Source organism: Enterobacter sp. UPMP701 (genome assembly GCF_053709515.1).
Window position 1 is genome coordinate 604,117 of record NZ_JBSKJN010000001.1, and the last position, 25,647, is coordinate 629,763.

The 25,647-nt window shown below is 55.1% G+C and carries 30 protein-coding genes and 1 pseudogene; 13 read left to right on the plus strand and 18 right to left on the minus strand.

Annotated elements, in window-relative coordinates:
- Window positions 1-234: 234 nt before the first annotated feature.
- The 3 genes from umuC to ACWKXT_RS02955 all read right to left on the minus strand — a co-directional run bounded on the left by umuC (window position 235) and on the right by ACWKXT_RS02955 (window position 2,960).
- Window positions 235-1,497, minus strand: coding sequence for a translesion error-prone DNA polymerase V subunit UmuC (umuC, locus tag ACWKXT_RS02945; RefSeq protein ID WP_454531604.1), 1,263 nt, complete (start codon window positions 1,495-1,497; stop codon window positions 235-237).
- On the minus strand, window positions 1,481-1,915 hold the full coding sequence (gene umuD, locus ACWKXT_RS02950) for a translesion error-prone DNA polymerase V autoproteolytic subunit (RefSeq protein WP_454526985.1): 435 nt from the start codon (window positions 1,913-1,915) through the stop codon (window positions 1,481-1,483). Before umuD ends, umuC begins: the two co-directional genes overlap by 17 nt.
- A gap of 157 nt (window positions 1,916-2,072) precedes the next feature.
- Window positions 2,073-2,960: a LysR family transcriptional regulator gene (locus ACWKXT_RS02955; RefSeq protein ID WP_454526984.1), complete on the minus strand. Its 888-nt coding sequence runs from the start codon at window positions 2,958-2,960 to the stop codon at window positions 2,073-2,075.
- A gap of 98 nt (window positions 2,961-3,058) precedes the next feature.
- On the opposite strand from ACWKXT_RS02955, the gene ACWKXT_RS02960 reads away from it, so the two are divergent.
- Window positions 3,059-4,114: an SDR family oxidoreductase gene (locus tag ACWKXT_RS02960; protein ID WP_454531605.1), complete on the plus strand. Its 1,056-nt coding sequence runs from the start codon at window positions 3,059-3,061 to the stop codon at window positions 4,112-4,114.
- 41 nt (window positions 4,115-4,155) lie between these two features.
- Here the strand turns inward: ACWKXT_RS02960 and yajD are convergent, their stop codons facing one another.
- Complete coding sequence (gene yajD / locus ACWKXT_RS02965) at window positions 4,156-4,503, minus strand: HNH nuclease YajD (RefSeq protein ID WP_006808895.1); 348 nt, start codon at window positions 4,501-4,503, stop codon at window positions 4,156-4,158.
- Window positions 4,504-4,680: 177 nt separating this feature from the next.
- On the opposite strand from yajD, the gene ACWKXT_RS02970 reads away from it, so the two are divergent.
- Entirely contained in the window at window positions 4,681-5,706 is a 1,026-nt protein-coding gene (locus tag ACWKXT_RS02970) for an LLM class flavin-dependent oxidoreductase (RefSeq protein WP_454531606.1), read from the plus strand.
- Between the two features lie 28 nt (window positions 5,707-5,734).
- Window positions 5,735-6,682, plus strand: a complete 948-nt coding sequence (locus ACWKXT_RS02975) for a zinc-dependent alcohol dehydrogenase family protein (RefSeq protein ID WP_454531898.1) — start codon at window positions 5,735-5,737, stop codon at window positions 6,680-6,682.
- A gap of 3 nt (window positions 6,683-6,685) precedes the next feature.
- On the opposite strand, the gene ACWKXT_RS02980 is transcribed toward ACWKXT_RS02975, so the two are convergent.
- On the minus strand, window positions 6,686-7,720 hold the full coding sequence (locus ACWKXT_RS02980; protein ID WP_454531607.1) for an AI-2E family transporter: 1,035 nt from the start codon (window positions 7,718-7,720) through the stop codon (window positions 6,686-6,688).
- Window positions 7,721-7,853: 133 nt separating this feature from the next.
- Here ACWKXT_RS02980 and ACWKXT_RS02985 point away from each other — a divergent pair, with 133 nt between their 5' ends.
- The 3 genes from ACWKXT_RS02985 to mdtI all read left to right on the plus strand — a co-directional run bounded on the left by ACWKXT_RS02985 (window position 7,854) and on the right by mdtI (window position 8,820).
- Window positions 7,854-8,024: a protein YdgV gene (locus tag ACWKXT_RS02985; protein ID WP_454526981.1), complete on the plus strand. Its 171-nt coding sequence runs from the start codon at window positions 7,854-7,856 to the stop codon at window positions 8,022-8,024.
- A 117-nt stretch (window positions 8,025-8,141) separates the two neighbouring features.
- Complete coding sequence (gene mdtJ, locus ACWKXT_RS02990) at window positions 8,142-8,504, plus strand: multidrug/spermidine efflux SMR transporter subunit MdtJ (protein WP_080328146.1); 363 nt, start codon at window positions 8,142-8,144, stop codon at window positions 8,502-8,504.
- Window positions 8,491-8,820 (plus strand): multidrug/spermidine efflux SMR transporter subunit MdtI, encoded by a 330-nt coding sequence (gene mdtI, locus ACWKXT_RS02995; protein ID WP_454531608.1) that lies wholly within the window; start codon window positions 8,491-8,493, stop codon window positions 8,818-8,820. The genes mdtJ and mdtI overlap by 14 nt, the downstream gene beginning before the upstream one ends.
- A gap of 38 nt (window positions 8,821-8,858) precedes the next feature.
- Here the strand turns inward: mdtI and ACWKXT_RS03000 are convergent, their stop codons facing one another.
- The 7 genes and pseudogenes from ACWKXT_RS03000 to ACWKXT_RS03030 all read right to left on the minus strand — a co-directional run bounded on the left by ACWKXT_RS03000 (window position 8,859) and on the right by ACWKXT_RS03030 (window position 14,666).
- Window positions 8,859-9,680 carry a trypsin-like serine peptidase gene (locus tag ACWKXT_RS03000; protein ID WP_454531609.1) on the minus strand — a complete coding sequence of 274 codons (822 nt, stop codon included), beginning with the start codon at window positions 9,678-9,680 and terminating at the stop codon, window positions 8,859-8,861.
- A 279-nt stretch (window positions 9,681-9,959) separates the two neighbouring features.
- Window positions 9,960-10,334, minus strand: a complete 375-nt coding sequence (asr, locus tag ACWKXT_RS03005; protein WP_454526978.1) for an acid resistance repetitive basic protein Asr — start codon at window positions 10,332-10,334, stop codon at window positions 9,960-9,962.
- 148 nt (window positions 10,335-10,482) lie between these two features.
- A complete protein-coding gene (locus ACWKXT_RS03010; protein WP_454531610.1) occupies window positions 10,483-11,970 on the minus strand; it encodes a carboxypeptidase M32 in 1,488 nt (495 codons plus the stop codon).
- 100 nt (window positions 11,971-12,070) lie between these two features.
- The gene (locus ACWKXT_RS03015) at window positions 12,071-12,424 is read right to left on the minus strand and encodes a DUF1493 family protein (RefSeq protein WP_454531611.1); all 354 of its coding nucleotides are present in this window, start codon (window positions 12,422-12,424) and stop codon (window positions 12,071-12,073) included.
- Window positions 12,409-12,858, minus strand: coding sequence for an STM2901 family protein (locus ACWKXT_RS03020; RefSeq protein ID WP_454526975.1), 450 nt, complete (start codon window positions 12,856-12,858; stop codon window positions 12,409-12,411). The genes ACWKXT_RS03015 and ACWKXT_RS03020 overlap by 16 nt, the downstream gene beginning before the upstream one ends.
- Window positions 12,843-13,246, minus strand: a pseudogene (locus ACWKXT_RS03025) (Hcp family type VI secretion system effector); the annotation flags it as partial. The gene ACWKXT_RS03020 and the pseudogene ACWKXT_RS03025, both read right to left, overlap by 16 nt.
- A 166-nt stretch (window positions 13,247-13,412) precedes the next feature.
- Window positions 13,413-14,666 (minus strand): MFS transporter, encoded by a 1,254-nt coding sequence (locus ACWKXT_RS03030; protein WP_454526973.1) that lies wholly within the window; start codon window positions 14,664-14,666, stop codon window positions 13,413-13,415.
- Between the two features lie 121 nt (window positions 14,667-14,787).
- Here ACWKXT_RS03030 and ACWKXT_RS03035 point away from each other — a divergent pair, with 121 nt between their 5' ends.
- The 3 genes from ACWKXT_RS03035 (at window position 14,788) to bioD (ending at window position 17,861) form a co-directional block, all read left to right on the plus strand.
- Window positions 14,788-15,684, plus strand: a complete 897-nt coding sequence (locus ACWKXT_RS03035) for a LysR family transcriptional regulator (RefSeq protein ID WP_454526972.1) — start codon at window positions 14,788-14,790, stop codon at window positions 15,682-15,684.
- Between the two features lie 130 nt (window positions 15,685-15,814).
- Entirely contained in the window at window positions 15,815-17,035 is a 1,221-nt protein-coding gene (mlc, locus tag ACWKXT_RS03040; RefSeq protein WP_454526971.1) for a sugar metabolism global transcriptional regulator Mlc, read from the plus strand.
- Between the two features lie 130 nt (window positions 17,036-17,165).
- Window positions 17,166-17,861 carry a dethiobiotin synthase gene (bioD, locus tag ACWKXT_RS03045; protein ID WP_454531612.1) on the plus strand — a complete coding sequence of 232 codons (696 nt, stop codon included), beginning with the start codon at window positions 17,166-17,168 and terminating at the stop codon, window positions 17,859-17,861.
- On the opposite strand, the gene clcB is transcribed toward bioD, so the two are convergent.
- From clcB to osmY, 5 genes are all read right to left on the minus strand, one after another.
- On the minus strand, window positions 17,796-19,106 hold the full coding sequence (clcB, locus tag ACWKXT_RS03050) for a voltage-gated ClC-type chloride channel ClcB (RefSeq protein ID WP_454531613.1): 1,311 nt from the start codon (window positions 19,104-19,106) through the stop codon (window positions 17,796-17,798). The genes bioD and clcB overlap by 66 nt on opposite strands.
- Window positions 19,107-19,208: 102 nt before the next feature.
- Window positions 19,209-20,357, minus strand: a complete 1,149-nt coding sequence (osmV, locus tag ACWKXT_RS03055; protein WP_454526968.1) for an osmoprotectant ABC transporter ATP-binding protein OsmV — start codon at window positions 20,355-20,357, stop codon at window positions 19,209-19,211.
- Window positions 20,357-21,004: an osmoprotectant ABC transporter permease OsmW gene (gene osmW / locus ACWKXT_RS03060; protein ID WP_006808875.1), complete on the minus strand. Its 648-nt coding sequence runs from the start codon at window positions 21,002-21,004 to the stop codon at window positions 20,357-20,359. Before osmW ends, osmV begins: the two co-directional genes overlap by 1 nt.
- An 8-nt stretch (window positions 21,005-21,012) precedes the next feature.
- Entirely contained in the window at window positions 21,013-21,912 is a 900-nt protein-coding gene (gene osmX / locus ACWKXT_RS03065) for an osmoprotectant ABC transporter substrate-binding protein OsmX (RefSeq protein WP_454531614.1), read from the minus strand.
- Window positions 21,913-21,930: 18 nt separating this feature from the next.
- On the minus strand, window positions 21,931-22,641 hold the full coding sequence (gene osmY, locus ACWKXT_RS03070) for an osmoprotectant ABC transporter permease OsmY (RefSeq protein WP_454531615.1): 711 nt from the start codon (window positions 22,639-22,641) through the stop codon (window positions 21,931-21,933).
- 219 nt (window positions 22,642-22,860) lie between these two features.
- Between osmY and ACWKXT_RS03075 the strand changes: the two genes are divergently transcribed.
- The 4 genes from ACWKXT_RS03075 (at window position 22,861) to ACWKXT_RS03090 (ending at window position 24,909) form a co-directional block, all read left to right on the plus strand.
- A complete protein-coding gene (locus ACWKXT_RS03075) occupies window positions 22,861-23,175 on the plus strand; it encodes a hypothetical protein (RefSeq protein WP_454531616.1) in 315 nt (104 codons plus the stop codon).
- A 319-nt stretch (window positions 23,176-23,494) separates the two neighbouring features.
- Window positions 23,495-23,896, plus strand: a complete 402-nt coding sequence (locus ACWKXT_RS03080; RefSeq protein WP_454526963.1) for a hypothetical protein — start codon at window positions 23,495-23,497, stop codon at window positions 23,894-23,896.
- A gap of 2 nt (window positions 23,897-23,898) precedes the next feature.
- On the plus strand, window positions 23,899-24,294 hold the full coding sequence (locus tag ACWKXT_RS03085) for a hypothetical protein (RefSeq protein WP_454526962.1): 396 nt from the start codon (window positions 23,899-23,901) through the stop codon (window positions 24,292-24,294).
- Window positions 24,295-24,459: 165 nt separating this feature from the next.
- Entirely contained in the window at window positions 24,460-24,909 is a 450-nt protein-coding gene (locus tag ACWKXT_RS03090) for a MerR family DNA-binding transcriptional regulator (protein ID WP_454526961.1), read from the plus strand.
- Here ACWKXT_RS03090 and ACWKXT_RS03095 read toward each other — a convergent pair.
- Window positions 24,859-25,596: a YoaK family protein gene (locus tag ACWKXT_RS03095; protein WP_454531899.1), complete on the minus strand. Its 738-nt coding sequence runs from the start codon at window positions 25,594-25,596 to the stop codon at window positions 24,859-24,861. The genes ACWKXT_RS03090 and ACWKXT_RS03095 overlap by 51 nt on opposite strands.
- Between the last annotated feature and the right edge of the window lie 51 nt (window positions 25,597-25,647).

A 25,647-nucleotide genomic window follows, 5' to 3' on the forward strand; every position in this document is an offset into this window, starting at 1 on the left:
TTTTGTTAGTTAAATGTATAGTTATGTAACTTGCTTTTGGCAATATGGATTTTTCGATTACGTGAGACTTAAACGTTTCGGTTTAATTTTTCGGTTTTTTCTGAAAAAAATAATTCCGCTGGGGATAGATCAACATACTTAAGTTAAATTTATGTGTTTATTGGGAGAGGCTGGATATAACCAGAAGAGAAAACCTGATAGATAAATTTCAGCAGCACCAAATGAAATGAAAGGTTATTTGACGACCGGCAAATCGGAATAGCGGGTGGTATAGCAGGGCGACAGCATATCCCGCTTCATCGCCCAGGATTTCACCGCCCCTTGACCCGCAAACCACACCGAACCCCGGCCAGAACGGTTAAGGCGATCGACAACCTGCATCAGGGCGGCGCTGTCCGGTCGCGGCGGGTGTTCATCAAACAGGTCCAGCTGCGCCACCCCCTGACTGAAGAAATCACTCAGCATGACGCCTGCTTTCATATAGCGATGCCCATCTACCCAAATTCGGTTCAGTGACTCAATGGCTACTTTGATAATATCCCGCGTGTCGTGAGAGGGGATTGTCAGCTTGCCAGAGGCCTGGTTGCCATAAAAAATCTCATTCTCTGCATGCGGACTGGTGCGAATAAACACGCTGATATAGCAGCAAAACTGTTTCTCCTCGCGCAGTTTCTCGGCGGCGCGTTCGGCGTAGGCGCAGATCGCCTGGTGCATATCGTCATACCGGGTGATACGGCTACCGAAGGAGCGGCTGCAGATGATTTGTTGTTTTGTTGGCGAAAACTCTTCCAGCGCCAGACACCGTTCACCATGTAACTCGCGGGCGGTTCTTTCCAGCACAACATTGAAGTGTTTACGGATCACCCAGCTTGAGCATTCGGCCAGATGCAGGGCGGTCTCGATCCCCATCAGATTCAGCTTTTTACTGATCCGGCGCCCGACGCCCCACACTTCGCTGACCGGCATCAGCGACAGCAGCTTACGCTGACGATCGATATTCGATAAATCGACCACGCCGTTGGTTTTCTTCCAGGTTTTTGCTGCATGGTTAGCCAGTTTAGCTAAGGTTTTGGTAGGCGCGATACCCACCCCGACCAGCAGGCCGGTCTCTTTGTACAGTCGCTGGCGGATTTGCTGGCCGAACGCCTCCAGACTTATACAGGGACTGATGCCCGTCAGATCCAGGAACGCTTCATCAATCGAGTAGATCTCCACGCTCGGTGCCATCTCTTCGAGGATGGTCATCACCCGGCGGCTCATATCCGCATACAGCGCATAATTGGAGCTAAAGACGTGTACCTTCTGGCGTCTCAGTTCATCTTTCAGCTTGAAGTAGGGACCAGTCATACTGATCCCTAATGCTTTTGCTTCTGCTGAACGTGAAATGATACATCCGTCGTTATTTGAAACGACCACCACGGGTTTACCCTTAAGATCGGGCCGAAATGCCGTCTCGCAGGAGGTGTAAAAGCTGTTGACATCAACGAGTGCGAACATGTCGGTTAGCTTTCAGGGTAAACGTCACGACGCCGAAAATCTCCAGCTCTTCTTCTCCGGAAAAAACGACCGGCGCGTAGTCAGGATTATGGGGGATGAGCTGAAGGCGCGGATGCGTTTGCAGCTCCTTCACGGTAAATTCGCCCGCGACCGCCGCAATCACAATATCACCATGAACGGCGGTTAATGAACGGTCGACCACCAGTAAGTCACCATGACTGATGCCTGCGCCGATCATCGAATCACCGCTCACCCTGACAAAATAGGTCGCGCTGGGGTGTTTAATCACCAGTTTGTTCAGGTCAAGGCTATCCTCGACATAGTCCTGAGCAGGACTGGGGAAACCACAGGGTACACGCTCCATAAACAGCGGAGGTAATAGTGTGGTGTCGGGCCGTAAAGGGGAGGTGAACTGCATAATGGTTAATCCATGCTACTGTGTTTATATACAGTATTCATGATTAACCAGAACGATCAAGAGACGTGAAGGAAATTTTCTGGAACTTGTTGAAAGTCTAAAAATTTTAGTTAAACAAGGAGAGGTGGCTGGTGGGGAGAGTTTACGCCCGAAATATTCAATTTTTCTTCATTATTTCAGGCAGTAACTGCTCAATCACGCTGACGACGCTTCGCACGCGCTGCGGAATAAAGCGGGCGTCAGGGTAGACGGCATAGAGGAAGCGATCGGGCAATCGCCAGCCGGGCAGTACCGGTACCAGCGTGCCGGTTTGCAGCGCCCTGGCCGCAAGCGGTCGCTGCATACCGCCGATACCGATCCCGGCCTCCAGCGCCTGTAACAGCGCGTCGCTGGTATTGGCGCGGAAAACGGTATTCACGTTTACCGCGATCGTTTCTTCATCAGAGATTAGCCGCAGGGGGGCATCCAGCGGGAGGCCGCTAAATCGTACATGGGGTAGCGTTGTCAGCTCGCTCACGTTGTGTATTGCCTGAAAACCGGGGGAGGCAAACAGCGCGGTTTCAATACGCGCCAGCACGCGAGCCGGATGCGCCGATGGAGGCTCACTGCCCAGCCGTATCGCGACGTCCACGCCTTCCGTCACCAGGTCGGCAAGGCGGTCATCAAGAGAAAGCCGCAGATGTAATTCTGGATGCAGGCGTTGCAGCTTCAGTAAATGTGGCAAAACGATCTGGCCCAGGCCGCTTGGTAGCTGGACATGAACGCTCCCCTGAAATTGCTGATTGACCGGCGCCAGCCGTCCCTCCGCTTCCCGCATGGCGTCCAGCAGCAGTTGCATGTCTCGGCGATAACGTTCTCCCTGCTCGGTCAGCTTCATTGTGCGCGTTGTGCGATGCAGCAACACCACGCCGAGCGCTTGCTCCAGGGCGGCGACCTGCTGGCTGACGGCGGACTGCTTCATCCCGCTCCTGCGGGCGGCGGCCGAAAAGGATCCCGCATCCGCGACGCAAAGAAAGGTGGCAATGGCGTTGAGCTTATTATTCATTTAATGGTTTTTCTGATAAATGCTATCGGGTTAAGAGGGCTATCCACTAAAAAAATAATAGATGAGACTGCATCTGTCACCCTTTCCGGAGAAACACCATGAATAAGATGCAGCAACAAAAGGTCGCCCTTATCGCGGGGGCCAGCGGTATTGTCGGCAGACAGCTGGTCAAAACGCTTCTGCACAATGGATGGGAAGCGATCGGCCTGAGCCGTCAGGCATCATCCCATCCTGAAGGCATTACGATGGTTAACGTCGATTTGCTGGATGCACAGGACAGTGCACAGGCGCTGCAATCACTGGACAGGGTTACCCATCTCTTTTACAGCGCCTGGGTGAACGCCGCAAACTGGACGGAGATGGTCGAACCGAACGTTGCCATGCTGCGTAACCTGGTCAGCACCCTCGAAAAAACGGCACCTTTGCAGACGGTCAGCCTGATGCAGGGCTACAAAGTGTACGGCGCGCATCTGGGCCCGTTTAAAACCCCGGCGCGCGAAAGCGACCCTGGCGTGCCCGGCGCAGAATTTAACGCCGCGCAGCTCTCGTGGCTCAGCCAGTATCAGCATGGAAAACGCTGGCACTGGAATGCCATCCGGCCGGGCGTGGTGGGTAGCACCGTAGCGGGTAACAGCATGAATCTTGCGCTGAGTATCGCCCTGTATGCGTCTTTGTGTAAGGCGCTGGGGTTACCGCTGCGTTTTCCCGGTTCGGAACAGACCTGGCACAGCATTGTGGATTATACCGACGCCGGACTGCTGGCGGAGGCCACGCTGTGGGCGGCCACGTCACCCGCGGCGCAGAATCAGGCTTTCAACGTGAATAATGGCGATATCTGGCGCTGGAGCGAGCTGTGGCCGCGCATTGCCCGCTGGTTTGAACTGGACTCTGCGCCGCCGGTAAGGTTGTCGTTTCACCAGCTGTTTACGGACTATCGCGGCGTATGGCGCGAGCTGGCCGGGGATCGGCTGGTGGAGGCGGATATTCTGCAGCTGAATGACGGGCATTTTGCCGATTTCGTCTTCAGCTGGAATTACGACATGTTTGGTGACGGCAGCAAGCTGCGCCGGGCAGGATTTACGCGGATGCAGGCGACCGATGAGATGTTTTTCAGCCTGTTCGCGCAGCTGAGAGCGGCGCGGGTTATTCCCTGAAATAACCTCTCATCCGCACCGCAGGTAAGGGCAGTGAAGGATTACTTCTTCTTGTTCATCATTGCTTTTAGATCGGCAAACGGGTTAAACGTAGCGACGCCCACATCTTTTTGCGCGTCTTCCCCTGCGACCACGGTGGTGCCGTACTGATCCGCTTCGGTGTATTTCGAATGCTCGTGATCGTGGCAAAACAGGCACAACAGCTCCCAGTTGCTGCCATCTTCCGGGTTGTTGGTATGGTCGTGATCGATATGGTGAACCGTCAGTTCACGCAGATTGGAATAGACAAACTCCCGCGAGCAGCGTCCGCAGACCCATGGATAGATTTTTAATGCTTTTTCGCGATAGCCGCTTTCCAGCCGCGCGTAGTTTTTGGGGATCAAAGCCATTGCCGGTTTTACCTGCCATGAAAAAAGTGGGGGATATTATATCCCATTATGGGGCGGAATGACGAACCGCTCTATTCCGTCAATTTATTTGATGTTTTCCGTTAAATAAACGGCATTTATTCTTACGAGGTAATGCGTAAAGTGGACAGAACGCAACGTATTACCAGGAAACATGTTATGAAAAAGATCGGGTTTTTATCGTTTGGTCACTGGACGCCTTCGCCGCAGTCCGGCACGCGCTCGGCGGCAGACACGCTGCTGCAGTCCATCGACCTGGCCGAGGCCGCTGAAGAACTGGGCGCGGACGGCGCCTATTTCCGCGTGCACCACTTTGCCCGCCAGCTTAGCTCGCCGTTCCCGCTGCTGGCGGCAATCGGGGCCAAAACGAAAACCATTGAAATCGGTACGGGCGTGATTGATATGCGCTATGAAAACCCGATGTACATGGCCGAGGATGCGGGCGCGGCGGATCTGATCTCCGGCGGTCGTTTGCAGCTTGGCATCAGCCGCGGCTCCCCGGAGCAGGTCATTGATGGCTGGCGTCATTTCGGCTATGTCCCGCAGGAAGGGGAAAATGAATCGGATATGGCGCGCCGCCATACCGAGGTACTGCTCGAGGTGCTGCGTGGCGAAGGGTTTGCAAAGCCGAATCCACAGCCGATGTTCCCAAATCCACCGGGGCTGCTGCGCCTTGAACCGTATTCCGAAGGGTTGCGGGAGCGCATCTGGTGGGGCGCCGGTTCAAATGCGACGGCGGTATGGGCCGCTAAGCTTGGAATGAACCTGCAAAGCTCAACCCTGAAAGACGATGAAACCGGTGAGCCGTTCCATATTCAGCAGGCAAAACAGATCCGCGCGTACCGTCAGGCGTGGAAAGAGGCAGGGCATACGCGGCAGCCGCGCGTCTCGGTCAGTCGCAGTATTTTTGCCCTGATGGACGATCGTGACCGGATGTACTTCGGCGCCAGCCGCAACGACAGCGATAGCGTAGGGTATCTTGATGAGAAAACGCGCGCCATCTTCGGGCGCAGCTATGCCGCAGAGCCTGACCGACTGATTGAACAGCTGAAAAAGGACGAGGCGATTGCCGAGGCTGATACGTTATTACTGACCGTGCCGAACCAGCTTGGTGTGGATTATAATGCGCACGTGATTGAGTCCATTCTCAAACATGTCGCACCGGCAATGGGCTGGCGCGATTAAGTATTTCGCCTTCAGCCGTGAGATCGTGATGGAAAATCTGGCCCTCTGGTATCGCCGTTTTGGCGAGCCAGAATCTGTTCTGCAACCTGAAGCCGCGCCGCTGGGGACGCTTGCGCCGGGTCATCTCCGTGTGCAAATGCTGTATGCGCCGGTGAACGCGTCCGATCTCATTCCCATTACCGGCGCCTACCGCCACAGAACCGCGCTGCCGGCGGTAGCAGGGTATGAAGGCGTCGGCGTTGTCATCCATGCCCCCGCGTCGTTTGAGCATCTGCTGGGTAAACGCGTCCTGCCGCTGCGCGGGCAGGGCACGTGGCAGCGCTATGCTGATTGCCCGGCTGAGTATGCGATCCCCGTGCCGGACGATATCGATTCTCGCCTGGCCGCGCGGGCCTATATCAACCCGCTGGCGGCGCAGATGATGCTGGCCCACTACCCACCGCAGGGAAAGCGGGTGCTGCTGACGGCCGCCGGTTCGGATTGCGCCATTCTGCTCGGGCAGTGGGCGCGTCAGGCGGGGGCAGAGGCGGTGTACGGTATTCATCGTTCGCCCGTTCACGCTGAACGGCTGGAGGCGATGGGGATCGTTCCTGTCGCACAGCATGACATGCAGCGGATTCTCTCCGTTGCCGCGCGTACCGACGTCGTTTACGATGCAACCGGCGGGACGCTAGCGGAAGCGATCCTGGACGTGATGCCTGAGCAGGGCGTATTTGTTTGCTACGGGCTGCTCTCCGGGCAGACTTTCCGTCAGCAGCGGCCCCTGCCGCGCGTCGCATGGTTCCATATTCGTAACTTTCTGGATCCGCTCAGCGCAGAGGCGTGGCGCGCGGAGTTCGATCGTATCTGGCTCCGAATGCGCACCAGTCAGTACAGCTCCGGCACCGTATACCCTCTGACGGAATGGCAGAGGGCGCTCTGCGCGTATCGTGAAGGGGGAAGGACAAGCAAACCCCTCCTGTCGATGGCGAAATAACGGCTATTGATGGCTCATATCGCTCAGCAGCACGGCGATGCTTTGCCCGCCCGCCGTCTGTTCCAGGCCAATTTTCACGATGATGGTCAGCGGAACAGAGAGCAGCATGCCTACGGGGCCGAGCAGCCAGCCCCAGAAAATCAGAGACAAAAAGACCACCAGTGTAGAAAGCCCCAGCCCGCGCCCCATCATCCGCGGCTCAAGAATATTCCCGAACACCAGGTTAATCGCCAGATAGCCGGCCAGCAGAACCAGCGCGTCATAAAACCCGCTGAATACCAGCACCTGAAGGATAGGGGGGATCGCCGCCAGCACGGAGCCGATGTTGGGAATATAGTTGAGCGCAAACGCCAGTAACCCCCAGACGAACGCAAAGCGGACGTCCAGCGCCAACAGCATTCCCCAGACCACCACCCCGGTGACCAGGCTAATGGCGGTTTTCAGCACCAGGTAGCGTGAAACGCTGTCCAGCGCGCGCTGAATAGCTCCCATTCCTTCAACCGGACGAACCATCATTTGCTGTAACTTTGCGGGCAACTGCGGCACCTCCAGCAGCATGAACACCACCGTTAAAAACAGCAGGAAAATGGAGGTCATGGCATTGGAAAGCTGCGTTAACAGGCTGGTGACAATGGTCATTGCCGCGTTGGGATCGATATATTTAAGGAGATCTTCAACCGAGATTTCTATTCCCGCGCGCTGCAGCCAGGGCTCAAGCTGCAGCAACGGTATCGCCAGCGAGGAGCGGTATTTCGGCAGCGTTCGCGCCAGTTCGTTCAGCGAGTTACCCAGATACGCAACCAGTAACACCATGGCGACAATAATGACGCTAATCAGCAGGGTAATCGCCAGCACGCGCGGGATGCGCAGCCGCGTCATGCGCTGGACCAGCGGATTAAGGATCACCGCAATAAACAGAGCCAGAATAAAGGGCACGATGATATCGGCGGCAAAACGCACGCCAGTAAGTATGATCACCAGCATGCCCAGCATGATGACAATTTTTAACCCGCTCAGGGTAATAATGGGTTTAGCCATGGTGACTCCGAAATACGCTTTTTATTTATAATAAAGGGTAAACACCTTGCAATAAACTAACCAAAATCAAACGAGATGGGTAAAGAATTGAAAAGACTTTGAGTAAATTCCTGGCTTATGGTACAAATCTGGTGTGTTCAACTACCGAGGACAATTTTCATCCGCAAAGACGAGAAGCAACAACGCGGATAATTGTAATTTTATGGACAATTTGTTCAGGACGTATTCTTCAAACAACCCTGCTGTATTTTCTACCTCCTTCTGCCTGATTGCTGGTGAGCAACACTGGCGCACCGCACTATAGTCACCGCTTCTGCCTGAGCTGGCGCTACGCGCTTAGCTGTCTGATTTAATTTCATATTTTTTGGTTTGCTGCATGCGGCGGGCCACGATGGATTATATTCTCAAGCAGGAGAAAAACATGTTTTACTGGATCTTATTAGCCCTGGCTATTCTCGCTGAAATTACCGGCACGCTGTCTATGAAATGGGCAAGCATCAGCGAGGGAAATACCGGTTTTATTTTAATGCTGGTGATGATTTCCCTTTCCTATATTTTCCTCTCGTTTGCGGTGAAGAAAATTGCGCTGGGTGTGGCCTATGCGCTGTGGGAAGGGATCGGTATTTTATTGATTACGCTGTTCAGCGTTCTGATATTCGACGAAACATTAACAACAATGAAAGTCGCCGGGTTAACGACGCTGGTTGCGGGTATCGTGCTGATTAAATCAGGTACCCGTAAACCGACAAAACAGCAGAAGGAGCAGAACCATGCAACAGTTTGAATGGGTTCATGCGGCCTGGCTGGGGCTCGCCATCATTCTGGAGATCCTGGCAAACGTTCTGCTGAAGTTCTCTGACGGTTTTCGTCGTAAAGTCTACGGCCTGCTGTCGATTGCCGCGGTGCTGGGTGCGTTCAGCGCCCTGTCTCAGGCGGTGAAAGGGATCGATCTTTCTGTAGCCTATGCGCTGTGGGGCGGTTTTGGTATCGCCGCCACCCTGGCCGCGGGCTGGGTGCTTTTCGGGCAGCGTTTAAATAATAAAGGCTGGATAGGGCTGATCTTGCTGCTGGCGGGCATGATCATGATAAAACTGGCCTGATAACGTTGCGATCCTGATTTTCAGGCCTCCGCGCTGGCTTACTCTTTAGCCAGCGCTTCCAGCTTATCGCGAAAACCGGTGACGGAGAGGGCCCGGTTATCGGCTCGCCAGCGGTCTTTCGCCGCCGGGGCGGAGCTTTGAACCCCAATCAACTGCCAGCCGTTATCGGTTTTCAACATCAGCGGTGAACCGCTGTCTCCGGGCAGCGTATCGCACTGGTGGGAAAGCACGCTGGTCTGCGCCCAGCCCGTCACGATACAGTCCGTATGGGTGTAAAGCGCGTCCAGATGATCGACAGGGTAGCCTGACTGGGTCACCTTTCGGTCGGCGGCTTTCAGCGCGGCGGTGAGCGCCGCTTTATCGCCGTCAAATAACGGCAGCGGCGTAATGCCGGAAGGCGGGTAGCGTAAAATAATCAGGCCAAAATCCCACGATGCTGCTGCTGGCGGCACAATCCAGCCGTCTCCATCCGGTTTCAGACGCTTACCGAGCGACGCATCCACCCGGCCTTCTATGCCGTGAATTTCATAGCGCCAGATCCCTTTTTGTGACACGAATCGTAAGGCAACCGCCTTGTCTGGCTTGCCGTTGGGGGGCGTCAATAAACAGTGGCCTGCCGTCAGGGCTAATTGCGGGGTGATCAGCGTTGCGGTACACAGGTTACCGCTGGCGGTTTCCAGCTGCCCTATAGCGTCCCAGGGCGCCTGGGTAGGATCGCTGACGCGAGTACGATCGTCATGACCGAAAAAAAGCGTCTTTAGCTCTTTCGCGCTAATGGCGTCATCGCCGCCATCATCCGCCTGTGAAAATCCAGTAAAAAGACCAAACGTTCCCAGCAACAACACAACAGATTTACGCATATCACACTCTGGTGGGGGTAATTATGATTATTAAAAGTGAACCCTATGAAAATACTATAGACGGGACAGCGCTAAAGTGGGAGTAAAATCAGCGTGCTACAGTCAGGAAAGATAAAAATGGCTTGCGATGAGCGCGCATAAAATAAGCAGGATAAGAATGAGCTCAAACCGATAGCGTCGCAGCATACGCCCTCCGGATAAAAAAAACGGCGCAGAACCTTTTCCGGTTCAGCGCCGGTTTACCAACGTGCCCCGAAGGGCACGGTTAAGCTTGTACGCTTACGCAGCTGGCTGTGCAGCTGGTTTAGCAGCTTCGTGTTTTACTGCTTTTTTGTGATGCTTTTTCGCAGCCTGCGCTTTCTGTTCTGCGGCTGGTTTGGCTGCTTTTTTGTGGTGCTTTTTCGCAGCCTGAGCTTTTTGCTCTACGGCAGGTTTAGCGGCTTTTTTGTGATGCTTTTTCGCGGCCTGCGCTTTTTGCTCTGCAGCCGGTTTAGCGGCTTTGTGGTGTTTCTTGTGATGTACGGTTTTTGCTGGCGCAGCGGTGGTCGTTGCAGCAGGTGCCGCAGCAGCGGGTGCTGCAGTAGTTTCAGCAGCAAACGCAGCAGAAGACAGACCCATAGCAGCGGCAACAACCAGAGCTAATACTTTTTTCATGTTCATACCCTCGAATTTGGTTTTTCATTTAACCCCACTGCGGGGCCGTTGAAATAACTATATCCCTGTAAATTCGGGGTTTCCGTGAGTGATTGGTATCGGCGTGTAACCATATGTACAAGGCCGGGGAAGAGCCCCGGCCTTGTCATTACAGGTAGCGTGAGGTGAGGTGTTCGCGGAAGTAGCGGATATTCAGATCTTCACCCGTCGCCTGAGTGATTAACTGCGACGTGCTAAAGCGACTGCCGTGCTGCCAGATGTTCTGACGCAGCCAGTCAAACAGCGCCGAAAAATCGCCCTCAGCGATGGCGGCCTGCAGGCCCGGAAGCGCGGTCTTTGCCGCATGGAACAGCTGCGCGGCGTACATGGCGCCCAGCGTGTATGACGGGAAGTAACCAAATCCGCCGTCGGTCCAGTGGATATCCTGCATACAGCCGTTGCGGTAGTTATCTTTGGTGGATAACCCGAGCCACGCCTGCATTTTTTCATCCCACAGGGCCGGAATATCGTCCACCTCGATCTCGCCGTTGATCAGCGCGCGCTCAATCTCATAGCGCAGCACCACGTGTGCCGGGTAGCTCACTTCGTCAGCATCGACGCGGATATAGCCCGGCTTCACGCGCTGGTTCCAGGCGATAAAGTTCTCTTCACTGAACGCTGCCTGGGTGCCAAAACGGGCGTGGACCGCAGGGAGAAGGTGTTTGAGGAAGGCTTCACTGCGTCCCAGCTGCATCTCAAAGAACAGGCTCTGGGATTCATGGATCGCGGTTGAGCGCGCGAGGGCTACGGGCTGGCCTGCCCACGCACGCGGCAGGTTTTGTTCGTAGCGCGCGTGCCCGGTTTCGTGGATCACGCCAAACAGCGCGCTGAGCAGCTCATTCTCGTCATAGCGCGTGGTGATGCGTACGTCTTCCGGTACGCCGCCGCAGAACGGGTGCGCGCTCACGTCCAGGCGTCCGCCGTTAAAATCGAAGCCAAGCATCTTCATGGCTTCCAGACCCAGCTCGCGCTGGGTTGCCGTCGGGAAGGGGCCCTGCGGCGGAACAAATGACCGCTGAGCCTGCTTCTCTACCACGTTCGCCAGCAGGTCCGGCAGCCAGGTTTTCATATCACCAAACAGCACGTCCAGGCGCGCGCTGGTCATATCTGGTTCAAAAATATCCAGCAGCGCGTCGTACGGCGTACAGCCTTTGGCCTCGGCGCGCAGACGGGCTTCTTCACGACTGAGTTTCACCACTTCTTTTAAATTGGCGGAAAAACCCTGCCAGTCGTTGGCGGGGCGCTGAGTACGCCAGGCGTGCTCGCACCTGCTGCCCGCCAGCGATTTGGCTTCTACCAGGGATTCCGGCAGCAGGGTGGCCTGCTGGTAGTGGCGCGTCATTTCACGCAGGTTGGCCTGTTCGACGTCATTCAGATCTTCCCCTGCTGCGGCCGCTAACAGGTCGCCCACTTTTTTATCGGTCAGGATCTGGTGTTGCAGGACACTCATCTCTGCGAGCGCTTCACCGCGCGCGGCGCTGCCGCCGGGCGGCATCATGGTGAACATGTCCCAGCTGGCGATGGAGGAGAGGTGGGAGAAGCGGGAGAGGCGCTGGAAGGTGCGGGTGAGTTGCTGATAAGAAACATTTTTCTGCATAGTTATTGTTCTCGTTCGGTTGAAAGTGTCTGGGGAGTGTAACGCGATTTAGAGAGGAACCGTGCGCTTTTGATGTCAGGGGCGTGAAGCCCCTGTCAATTCAGTCGTAGAGCCATTTTCCAGCTTTTGCGGACTCAGCAAACATTCTTACGGTTAACGGGATGCGGGTTGCTTCCACCTCTTCTCGCTTCAGCTTAAACCAGCGCTGTAGTAATGGTGTGTTCTGCCAGGGGAAATAACGAGACCAGTTAACACCAGATAAATCCACGTTAAACTCTTTCTCGAAACGGTTTAACGCATCGTGGAGGTCATCGCCTGGTGAACCGAATAGATCAGAATCGAGTTCAAGCAATATCTCGTTCCAGTTATCGTCAAGTTCACGTGAAATTTCATCGTTGAACATATCAAGAACTTTAGCAGCAATTTCGTCTGTCAGCATTAGAACGATGTCCACTGTATACGGTCTTTAGGTCGTGCGATAAGGTTATATTTCTCCTGAGTGCGTGTCGAAATTCTGTAAAGGGTGGTAACTAATGACCCCCAACCTAACCAGGGACAATAGCGGGCAATAACAGCGGCAAGGCTTGTTGTTGTTCTCATCCGTACACCCACCGGTGTTTTGACTCGAATTCCGAACGGGGTTTTAACATCCTTCAAAATCATTCGTGCATACTTTGAAATGACGCTTGTTCCTTCAATGGCATTCCCTGGCTTCGTTCGCGTACCTAGCCACGGTTGCCCGCCCAAAATAGCCGCACCTGAAACGGCATCTATCCCCAACTCCATACAGAACTCCTCCAGAAAAATGATCTCAAGTAACTCGCCCGGAGTGACGTTTGAATGGCCTCTGTAGAAATAGGTTCCGTTAATCTCTTCAGTCGTATCCATACCAGTACCCCAGTTACGCTGTCGCCCGGCGCGGCCATTGCAGGTGATACCGAAACAATCCGCACGCCTTCCAGAAGAATATTGAAGTACTCTGCTTCAAGACCTGCGTCATTAATCTTATAGAACTTGAGTTCGGCTTTTTGCAGAGCCTGACCTGTCGCGACCGCTTTATAGAGGTAGGGCGATGAGTAATCGAATTCCTTTACGATCATCATTGGGAGTGGATGCGCTTACCCGTAGGTTTACCCGTCAGGTTATCGGTCGGCGTCGAAAGATTGTGATGAAATCCCTTGAACTCAATGCTGTATTCCCTGTGCTGCACGTCGCAACCGCCTTTTATCAGTGCACCGCCATCATCGAACAACCACATATTGCCTGGAATAGCCATTTTAAAATCCCTCTTTCATGTGATGAAGTCGAAGAGCTTACAGAGGGAATGAGGCGTGCTGAATGCACGATATGGCTATAATTTGTTGATTTTTCTTAATTTTAAATTAAGCGAGACTAACGGGGAAAACGCCCCCCGCACAGAGATACTCATGCGGGGCGCTGGCTTATTTCAAGCGCTGATGCAGACTTCCCCCCACCAGCAGCGCCGCGCACAGCATCAGGGCGATAAACCCGCCCACGCCGTTCCAGCCGTAGTGATGCCAGAACACGCCGCCGAGCGTCCCGGCGATGCTGGAACCCAGGTAATAGCTAAACAGATACAGCGACGATGCCTGTCCTTTGGCGCGACGCGCGCGCGGGCCAATCCAGCTGCTGGCGACCGAGTGAGCGGCGAAGAACCCTGCGGAGAAGAGCAGCATCCCGGCAAAGATGAGCCACAGGGAAGAGAAGAGCGTCAGCAGCAGGCCGAGCAGCATCACCCCTGTAAAAACCAGCATCACCGGCCCGCGGCCGAAGCGCGCGGTCATGGCCCCGGCTTTCGGCGAGCTCCACGTGCCGGTGAGATAGGCCACGGAAAGCAAACCCACAACGGCCTGATTCAGATGCCAGGGCGAGAGCATCAGCCGGTAGCCAATATAGTTAAACAGCGTGACGAATGAACCCATCAGCAGGAATCCCATCAGAAACAGTCGCGGTAAACCTTTGTCGCGCCAGTGCAGACGGAAGTTGATAAACAGCGTTTTCGGGCGCAGAGAGGTCGGGCGAAAATGACGCGATTCCGGCAGGATTTTCCAGAACATCAGCGCAGATGCCAGCGCGAAACACCCGATCACCCCCAGCGCGATGCGCCAGCTAAAGAAGTCCGTAAACACCCCGCTCAGCAGACGGCCACTCATGCCGCCAATCGAATTCCCGCTGATGTACAGCCCCATCGAAAAGGCAACGAAGCTCGGATGGATCTCCTCGCTGAGATAGGTCATCCCGACCGCCGCCACGCCGCTGAGCGAGAGCCCAATCAGCGCGCGCATCATCAGAATGCCGTGCCAGCTGGTCATCATCGTAGAGAGCAATGTACAGACCGAGGCCAGCATCAGGGCGGTAACCATCACCTGTTTACGGCCAATAGCGTCGGAGAGCGGGCCGGTGAAGAGCAGACCAATTGCCAGCATTGCAGTTGAAACAGAAAGGGAAATACTGCTGCTGGCGGGCGATACGCCAAACTCATGCGAAAGAACGGGCAGGATCGGCTGAACGCAATAGAGCAGGGCAAACGTTGCCAGACCGGCCGAAAAAAGCGCCAGCGTGACGCGCATAAATTGGGGGGTACCGCGTTTGATGAACTGAACCGGCTGCGATGCTACAGGCGAATCATTAATATCTCTGGCCGGATCGATATCAATGGTAGTTGTACGACTCACACAATTTCCTTGCTTAAACATCCCCGTGATTTCTGGTGACGGGTATGACCACCTTTTCAGGGTAGAAAATTGTAAATATTCTGTCTAATATATTAATTATCTCAAATGATACTTTAAAAATATGAATATCGAGCTGCGTCATCTTCGCTACTTTGTCGCCGTTGCTGAGGAACTGCATTTTGGCCGCGCGGCGGCAAGGCTGAATATCTCTCAGCCGCCGCTCAGCCAGCAGATTCAGATCCTTGAACAGCAGGTGGGAGCGCGTCTTCTGGCCCGCACTAACCGCAGCGTGAGTCTGACGGCAGCGGGAAAACAGTTTCTGGCCGACAGCCGGCAAATCCTGAGCATGGTCGACGACGCCGCCGCGCGGGCGGAACGGCTCTATCTCGGGGAAGCCGGAGAGCTGCGGATCGGGTTTACTTCGTCCGCACCGTTTATCAGCGCTGTCTCGCAGACGCTCTCGTCATTCCGCCGTCATTTTCCGGATGTGCATATTCAGACGCGCGAAATTAATACCCGCGAGCAGATTGCGCCGCTGAATGAGGGGGCGCTCGATCTGGGATTAATGCGTAATACCCAACTGCCGGACACGCTGGCGTGGGAGGTGATCCTGCGCGAACCGCTGATGGCGTTGATCCCGCAGGATCACCCGCTGGCAACGCGTCCGACCGTTTCGCTGGCAGAGCTGGCAAAAGAGCCGTTTGTCTTTTTTGACCCGCAGGTGGGGACAGGACTGTATGACGATATTCTGGGGCTGATGCGCCGCTACGATCTGGCCCCGGTCATCACCCAGGAAGTCGGGGAAGCAATGACCATTATCGGTCTGGTTGCCGCCGGGCTGGGCGTGTCGATACTCCCGGCCTCCTTTAAGCGGGTACAATTGCGTGAAATGCGCTGGGTTACCCTCGCCGAAGAGGATGCCGTTTCGGAGATGTGGCTGGTGTGGTCAAAACATCGTGAACAGAGTCATGCTGCGCAGCGCTTCAGACAGCAGTTAATTCGCGCCTCAGCCGTCTGATATTTTGCATGAAAAACCGGTAAAATTGTGCGGTAAATCACATGGCTAAGTAAATATTTGACGGCAACCATGGAAGTGCTTCACCATAGCCAAAAGTTTATTTCGAAGCTCGAAAATAAGGGAGTACGAGGTGGTTGCTGATAGTCAGCCAGGGCATATCGATCAGATTAAGCAGACCAACGCTGGCGCGGTGTATCGCCTGATTGATCAGCTTGGTCCGGTTTCGCGTATCGATCTTTCGCGCCTGGCACAACTGGCACCTGCCAGTATCACCAAGATTGTCCGCGAAATGCTGGAAGCGCACCTGGTCCAGGAAACGGAAATTCAGGAGCCGGGCAGCCGAGGCCGTCCGGCGGTCGGGCTGGTGGTTGAGACGGAAGCCTGGCACTACCTGTCACTGCGCATCAGCCGCGGGGAGATCTTCCTGGCGCTGCGCGATCTCAGCAGCAAGCTGGTGGTGGAAGACCAGCTCGAACTGCCGCTCAACGCGGAACAACCGCTCCTCGATACGATTGTCTCCCATATCGATCGCTTTTTTATCCGCCATCAGCAACGGCTTGAACGCTTAACGGCGATTGCCATCACCATGCCCGGCATTATTGATACCGAAAATGGTATTGTTCACCGCATGCCGTTTTACGACGATGTTAAAGAGATGCCCCTGGGCGAAGTGCTGGAAAACCATACCGGCGTGCCGGTCTATATCCAGCACGACATCAGCGCCTGGACGATGGCGGAGGCGCTGTTTGGCGCGTCGCGCGGTGCGCGGGATGTCATTCAGGTGGTCATCGATCACAACGTCGGCGCGGGGGTGATCACCGATGGACGTCTTCTCCACGCCGGAAGCAGTAGCCTGGTGGAAATCGGCCATACCCAGGTCGATCCGTACGGTAAGCGCTGCTATTGCGGGAACCATGGCTGTCTGGAGACCATTGCCAGCGTGGAAAGCGTGCTGGAGCTGGCGCAGGTGAGGCTCAGCCAGTCCATGAGCTCCTCGCTGCACGGCCAACCCCTGACGGTGGATTCACTCTGTGCCGCCGCGCGCCAGGGGGACCTGCTGGCGAAGGACATTATTACCGGCGTAGGGAATAACGTGGGCCGCATTCTGGCGATTATGGTGAATCTCTTCAATCCGCAGAAAATCCTGATCGGCTCACCGCTGAGCCAGGCGGCGGAGATCCTTTTCCCGGCGATTACGGCCTGTATTCAGCAGCAGTCGCTTCCCGCCTACAGCAGGAATATTGCCGTGGAAAGTACTCAGTTTTCCAATCAGGGCACGATGGCAGGTGCGGCGCTGGTCAAAGATGCCATGTACAACGGCTCGCTGCTTATCCGCCTGTTACAGGGTTAACTCTTTTCCGCAGATGTAAGAAAAATTGCGCTATCTCAAGCCGGGTAGCGCACGCATCCCGTAGACTTCCTCCACTGAATTATTTACCTGGTTGATATTTTCGAAGCATACCCAAGAGGTGGAGTGAGTCATGCTTAAGCGTTTCTTTGTTACTGGTACAGATACCTCTGTCGGCAAGACCGTTGTATCCCGCGCATTGCTGCAGGCTCTGGCAGCAAGCGGTAAACGCGTCGCAGGGTACAAACCGGTCGCAAAAGGGAGTAAAGAGACGCCAGAGGGATTGCGTAATAAAGACGCCCTGGTGCTGCAAAGCGTCTCGTCGCTGGAACTGCCTTACCACGCGGTCAATCCCATTGCGTTAAGCGAAGATGAAAGCAGCGTGGCGCACAGCGGCCTGATTAATTATCCCCTGTTATCCGACGGCCTGGCGAACCTGAGCGAGAAGGTTGATCACGTAGTCGTCGAAGGGACGGGCGGCTGGCGTAGCCTGATGAATGATTTGCGTCCGCTGTCTGAATGGGTCATGCAGGAACAGCTGCCGGTGGTGATGGTGGTGGGTATCCAGGAAGGGTGCATCAACCACGCGCTGCTGACGGCGCAGGCGATTGCCAATGATGGTCTGCCGCTGGTTGGCTGGGTGGCAAACCGCATCAACCCAGGCCTGGCGCACTACGCGGAGATCATTGACGTGCTGAGCGCCAAACTGCCCGGCCCGCTGGTGGGCGAGTTGCCTTATCTGCCGCGCGCCGAGCAGCGCGAGCTAGCGCAGTACATCGATCTCTCTGCCCTCGGTGGCGTGCTGACCGTAGATCGAGTCGTGGCGTAACGTCCGCGACAGTACGGACGCCACCACGCAGGCGACCAGTAAACCGGGAAGTAAAACATACTGCCCGGTCATTTCACAAACCATCAGCGCCGACATAATGGGCGCATGGGTAGTCGCAGCGAGCAGCGTTGCCATTCCCGCCAGCCCCAGCAGAATTGCCGTCTCTGAACCCGGCAGCCACAGCGCGAATAACTGTGCGCACAGCATTCCTGTTGCCATGCCGACAAACAGCGTGGGCGTAAACACCCCGCCCGGCGCCCCCGAACCGCTGCTTGCCAGCACCGCCAGTAATTTACAGATAAACACCCCGGCAATCACCGACAGCAGCGGCGGTGCGAGAAGAAAAGCCTGAACCACGCTGTAGCCGTTCCCCCATACCTTTGGCGTCAGAAGAGACAGCAGGCCGACGATCAAACCGCCGAGCGCCAGCTGCCACGGCGGCGAAAGCCTGAGGCGCAGGAAAAGCCCGTGGCTGAACGCCATCAGCCACATCAGCAGCGGCCCGCAGAGACCTGCCACCAGCCCCATCGCGACCAGCAGGGCATAATCTGCCGTGGTGAGGATGCCACTCAGATGGACCGCGTAGAGCGTACCGGCGCCGGGTGCCAGGAGCTGCGTGGTGAGAAGCGCGACCACCGCCGCAATCACCACCGGCCCGAGCGAGGCCAGCATCAGCGTGCCAAACAGAATCTCAGCAATAAACAGGCTTCCGGCTAAGGGGGCGTGGTAGGCGCTGGCCATCCCGGCGGCGGCGCCACAGGCGATCCATAATTTCCATTCGGATTTGGGCGTAAAGCGCCGGGCGAAAAAGGAGGCGGCGAGGGCGGCAAGCAGGATCATAGCCCCTTCGCGGCCGATGGCGCTTCCGCTGGCAACGACCAGCAGCGACGCAAGGGATTTCACAAGGCTCGCGCCATAGTCAAACTGACCGTCGCCGGTCTCCAGCGCTTCCATATAATCGGTTGGCGCGTGAGGACGCTGAGCGGTGAGGCGCTGCCACCCCCAGAGCAGCAGCCCGGCAGCCAGCCCACCCAGCGCGGGCGTCAGCGCGCGCCGCCAGGGAGAGAGCGACGCGGCGGCATTCACCAGGCTGCCGCTGTCGTTGCTGAGAAGCAGCCACTCCAGCAGGTACATGCTGTGGCGGAACACCGCAACGGCCAGCGCGGCCAGCACGCCGGTGACGGTGGCAATCAGCAGTCGGCGAAACATCGCGCGGATGTCGGGATACGTATGAAGACGTTGCATGAGTCGCGATTAAACGGGGACGATACGATATTGTGGCGGGAAATCGCGGGGTTAGCAAAAGGTATGCGTGCGAAAAAGCCGGGCGATGCCCGGCCGGTAAAATTAACTGTCGCTATGGATATTCAGCGCCCGACGTGTACGCCCGGAACTCAGGTATTCGGCAATGTAATCCTGCGAAATCTCACCGTTGTAGCGCCCGTCCTCGTCCACGATCGGCATCCAACTGGTATTGCTCTCGTACAGGCGTGAAAGCACCACGCGCAGGTTGTCCTCGGCCTTACCGGTCATGCGGAACGGATGCAGAATGTCGGCGCAGGTACCGCTGGCGTTGCGCGCTTCGCGACGCTTCACAAAGCCCAGCGGCTTGCCGTGCTCGTCAACCACGGTAATTGCGCGAATATCATTATCGTCCATGGTGGCAAACGCGTCAGAAAGCGGGGTAGAGCCTCGCACCGTAATGGTCGGCTGCTGGTCGGTGACATCGCCGGCGGAAACCAGCAGCAGGCGCTTCAGGGTGCGGTCCTGGCCGACAAACGAGCCGACAAACTCATTCGCCGGTTTCGCCAGCAGCTCATCCGGGCTGGCGCACTGGACGATTTTCCCCTGACGGAACACCGCAATACGGTCGCCGAGCTTCAGGGCTTCGTCGATATCGTGGCTCACCAGCATGACGGTTTTTTTCAGCTTGCGCTGCATCTCGAGAAACTGGTTCTGGATCACCTCACGGTTGATCGGGTCCACCGCGCCGAACGGTTCATCCATCAGCAGTACCGGAGGATCCGCCGCCAGGGCACGGATGACGCCGATACGTTGCTGCTGGCCGCCGGACATCTCGCGCGGATAGCGGTGGAGGAACTTGTGCGGATCCATCGCCACCATGTCCATCAGCTCTTCGGCGCGGGTTTTGCAGCGCGCTTTATCCCAGCCCAGCATGCGCGGCACGACGGTAATATTTTCCTCAATGGTCATGTTCGGGAACAGGCCAATCTGCTGGATCACATAGCCGATGTTGCGGCGCAGGGTCACGGTGTCCATGCCGCTGGTGTCCTCGCCGTTAATCAGTATCTTCCCGCTGCTTGGGGTAATGAGGCGGTTAATCATCTTCAGGGTGGTGGTTTTCCCGCAGCCGGACGGGCCGAGCAGGACGCACATTTCCCCTTCGGGCACGTTCAGGTTGACGTTATCGACAGCCTTAAAGGTCTGGCCGTGCTTCTGTGAAAATTGTTTAGTGAGGTTTTCCAGTTTTATCATTATCGAATCCCCTTTGGAGTCAGAACCACCTGCAGACGGTGCAGCAGCCAGTCGAGCACAATCGCTAAAAGACAAATCATCAGCGCGCCCGCAATCAGCATGCGAATATCGCTTCCGCCGATGCCGTTAAGCAGCAGCAGGCCCAGCCCACCCGCGCCAATCACGGCGGCAATCGCCATCACGCCGATGTTCATCACCACGGCGGTGCGGATCCCGCCGAAAATCACCGGCAGCGCCATCGGAATTTCCACCCAGCGCAGACGCTGCCAGAAGGTCATACCGATGCCGCGTCCGGCTTCGCGCAGGCCCGGCGGCAGGCTGTCGAGCGCGGTATGGGTGTTACGCACGATCGGCAGCAGCGAGTAGAGAAACACCGCCGTAATCGCGGGCAGGGCGCCAATCCCCTGACCGATCAGTGAAAACAGCGGGATCATCAGGCCAAACAGAGCAATAGACGGAATGGTCAGCACGATGGTGGCAATCCCCAGCACCGGCGTTGCCAGCCACTTGTGGCGGACAATCAGAATGCCCAGCGGGACGCCGATGATAATCGCTAAGCCCACAGCCAGCGCCACCAGCCACAGATGCTGCAGCGTCAGGGTTAACAGGTAATCCCAGTTATCCAGAATGTAGTGAATCGTCTCCATAGCGCCTCCTACAGCATATGCTTGCTACGCAGGAAATCGCGGGCGACCTGCTGCGGTGACTGATGGTCGATATCCACCTTCTTGTTCAGTTCGGTGATAACGTCATTATTTAGCTGGGCAGAAAGGGTGTTGAGCGCCTCTTCCAGACCCGGGTTGGCCTCCAGCGTGTCTTTACGCACGACCGGCGTCACCGCGTAGCTCGGGAAGAAGCCTTTGTCATCTTCCAGCACTTTGAGATCAAAGCCTTTTACGCGCCCGTCGGTGGTGTAGATCAGCCCTGCATCGACAAACCCGTCGCGCACCGCGTTATAGACCAGGCCTGGGTCCATCTGGCGAATTTGCGGGCGGTCCAGATCCATCTTATAGGCCTCCTGCAGGGGCTTCATGCCGTCGCTGCGCCCGGCAAATTCGAGGTCTAATCCCAGCAGCCAGTTTTTGTCCGGGTTGGTTTTGCGCACCTGCTCAATCTTCGCCACCATCTCCGACATGGTATTGATATGTTCTGCCTCGGCGCGCTTGCGCTGCATGGCGAAGGCATAGGTGTTGTTCATGTCGGCGGGGTTGAGCCACACCAGACCGTGCTTCGCGTCCAGTCGTTTCACCGTCTCCCAGGACTCCTGCGGCGACATGCGCTTGTTGATGTGGTTGAAGATGATTAATGACGTGCCGGTATACTCCCAGGTCATATCAATCTGCTTGTTGATCATCGCGTTGCGTGAGATCACCGTGGCGATATTGGTTTTAGGCTGAACCTGAAAGCCTTTCTTTTGCAGGTACTGTACGGTCATCGCCGAAAGAATGTGCTGCTCGGTAAAGCTCTTGGTTGCCAGAATCAGCGGGGCAGCAAGAGTCTGGCTGGTGAAAAGCGCCGCCGCACACAGCGCTGTCAGGCTGGAAAACAGTCTCATAAAAGCTCCTTGTTATTGTTATCGAGCGAGATGGGGACTCATCGCGCGGCCCAGCGCAGCCAGCAGGGTGTCGAGGATCAGGGCGAACAGGGCGGTGGCCGCCGCGCCGAGGATCAGGGTCGGGAAATCGTTCAGGTAAATGCCGGGGAAAATCAGTTCGCCATAGCTGCTGGCGCCAATCAGGAACGCCAGCGGCGCGGTACCGACGTTAATGGCGGTGGCGATACGGATCCCCGAGAGCATGACCGGCCAGGCACTGGGCAGCTCAACCTGACGCAGACGCTGCCATTTGGTCATCCCAATGCCGTTAGCCGCTTCCAGTAACGATGCGGGAACCGAGCACAGCCCGGCGTAGGTGTTACGCACAATCGGCAGCAGCGAGGCGAGGAACAGGGCGATAATGGCGGGCGTATCGCCGATGCCAATCACCACCATTGCCAGCGCCAGAACGGCCAGCGGCGGCAGCGTGTTGCCGACGTTAAAGATTTGCATCACGTATTCGGCGATACCCCGCGCGGCCGGGCGGCTCAGCAGAATACCGGCCGGAATACCCACCAGCAGAGCAAAAAACATCGACGAGAAAACCAGAATCATGTGCTGTTGCCCGAGATAGACCAGGTCAACCTGACGCGCCTTAATCGTCTCAAGCCCAATCCCCCAGACGAGGAGGGCGAGGACCACGATAATGGCGCCGACAAACAGCAGCGAACGTTTGAGTAATGGATGCATTGCGGTGTGTCTCCCTGTGCGCATGCGTTATAGCAACCACCGGTTGCCTGTTGTTATGCCATGTTTCGGCAGGGGTAGATGACCTATAGCAAGCGTTTGGGAAGGGTTCCAGCGAAGGGGGAAAATCAGTAACCCTATGAAACTAGTGGCAACCTCAGGTCAGGCCTTATGGCGTAAGGCCTGATTGTGGGGCAGGCAGAATAGTCCTAAAGACGAGAAGTGAAAGTGACGTTGTCACTAATAAAGCCACTTAAACGTCGACGAGTCAAACAGGTTATCAACGTCGTATCTGGGCAACAGCTCCCACATTTCGCGTGGCCTCCAGCGCATTTCCAGCATGGTTGGGAACTGACGCTCCCACAGCGCGGAATCCGGCGGCAGACCGGCAGTAAAATAGACCGTATCGCTGCAGTTAAGCGCCTTCTGCGTCTGCTGCGCATCCAGAAGGTTGGCCGCAACCGTAATATCGCTGGCGTGGACTATCTGCGGATGGCGGCTGACCAGCCTGATATCGTCGGTAAAATGGTGCTTTAATTTTAGTTAAGTTGCGATTGTTGTATGATGCCAGTGAGTATAACCGCTTAAACATTGAGGGATTAATGATGGCAAGAGCACTGGCCTGTCTTGGTGATAAAACGAGTTACGGGGAAATTATTTCAGCGACTGCGTCCTGGTATGAAGGAAGTAAAGCAATAGCCCGGACCGGCGACAAGGCATCATGCAGCAAATGTAACGGGTATTTTGAAATTCTGGCCTCCGCGCAGGACTGGGCAGATATACAAGTGGAGGTCAGCCAAGGATTTTAGGACTTGACTGGATGACACTGGCTGGGCTGAGGGATTCAGAGAATACCATGCTAAGCTTTGATGCTCTTGATTCGCCAGTGGCTGGTATCACAATGTGGCAGACACTGACTGAATGGTTTGAAAAGGCCGGTTATGAAAAGGTGTTCAGTAATGTAGGTGTCACTCAGGCAGGTGTCCAGGGTATCAGAGATTTAAATAAATATGTAGAGCAAGGCTATAAAGTTGTGACATTAATAAATGATGGACTGCTTGAAGGTAGTACAAACAACACAACATTACCTACGCACTGGATTGTATGGGATGGTTCTGTAACACAGGATAATAATGGGTATGTAAATTTAAAGTTATTTTCCTGGGGGCAATCATCCTTTTGGATTAAACAGGGGAAAGATTTGCAGTTTTTTATCAATAGATTTTTTGGGGGAGTGGTTTTCAAACCACTAAAATAGCCATGAGGATATTTTTTGTTATTTTTATTTCATTTGTAGTGTCAGCATGTACTTTATATGCTGATATTACTCCTTATGGTAATTCACTTAACGATGCCATAGTAGGAACGCCATATATCAGTGAAGTAAATATAAATGGTGGAGCTGTATCATCTTTAGATTCTAGTGGAAAAGAAAGATTTGTAGGTGAAATAACTCCATCAGATACAGGATTAACTTTAAGGTATTGTAATGATTCTCCAGCTCACAATTGCGTCAGGATTCAGGGAGTACCAGTAAAGCCGGGGATTGTCACCGTACGAGTATCAGGCGGATTGTTTGGCACTAATGTAGCGACAGGAGGGGAATTTAATAAAACATATACACTCAAGATCAAAGAATCAGAAGGATCTTTTTAAGATCGTATGAGAGGATCTCTCAGCCTCGTCTATCAAGATACGTGAATCCGCTCAGAGAGCGGTTTTCTCGCATCCAGGGAGTTAAAAAACAACCTTAACGTACAATAATTTTCAATATCCAAACTAGCCCCTTAAAGTTAAATTTAAGGTGTAAGAACAGATGCAATGAAAATTGGCGAGCTGTCGAAAATGACGGGAATTACCCCGTCGCGCATTCGGTTTTATGAGGCGAAAGGTTTACTGCCGCGACCCGTCAGGCAGGGGAACGGGTACCGCGCCTATTCCGCTGATGTGGTTGTGCTGCTGAACATTACCGACAATGCACAACTTACCGGGTTCACCCTCGAGCAAATACGCCGCTTCCTGCCGCAGCCGCCACAGCGCTGGGATCATGAGGGACTGATCCAGTCCCTGAAGACACGCATTGCTGAAATAGAGGCGATGCAGAAGCAGCTGGAGAAAAACCGAAGGGAGCTGCTGGACCTGGTCACGAGTATCCCCCTCAGGCCGGAAGGAATCACCTGTGACGACAACATGCAGCGCCTGCTGGGGCAGTTGCAACACTCAGACGGTAGCGCGAACCCGTCGAACCCGCGTCGAGACGGTGATAATTGAAACGATAGCGACCACGGCGAGCATCAACCCGAGCGCCAGCATGGCGTTAAACCCGATCCACCTGAACAGCAGCAGCCCCGCGATACCGCCCGTTATAAACGAGAAAAGGGTGGTTAAGTGGGTTTTCAGCTGACTTTTCTGTGTCGCCGTATCTTTGGAGTAATCCCTGCGCAGCATCGCTACCAGTACGGAAGCCAGAGATATTCCCGCATCCGTCAGCGTGCCGGTTATGTGCGTCGATCTCACCCGTCCGCCGGAAAGCTGTGTGGATGTGGAGTTATGAATGCCCATCAGACCGCAGAGAAAAAGAATAATCTCGCGGTTGCTGGTGAGGGCATGAAAATACATTTCGTAGAAAGAAACGCCGGTCAGTAATATCCCCTCGACAAACAGGATCTGGCAAAAAACCAGCCTGACGTTATGAATAATGCCCCATATTACGATCATGCGCGCAATGATTGCGCCTGCCACAAATGAGAGAATAATCGAGCCGAAGAAAATAATATCGCTCAGGTCGGTGGAAGAGACTTCGCTGGATAATTGTGAGGTGTTACCGGTCATGTGTGAGGGGAAAAAACCAAATGCCCCGAGGGCGATGGCATTCAGCAAACCTGCCGAGGTCGCCAGCCAGAGAGCAAGCCGGCGATCCTCCTTATGCGTTCGTTCTTTCTTGAGTCTAATCAGCAAGAATACCTCCGGGTTGAGCTTTGCCTGAATAGTCAGGCTAGCAAAGCGGTG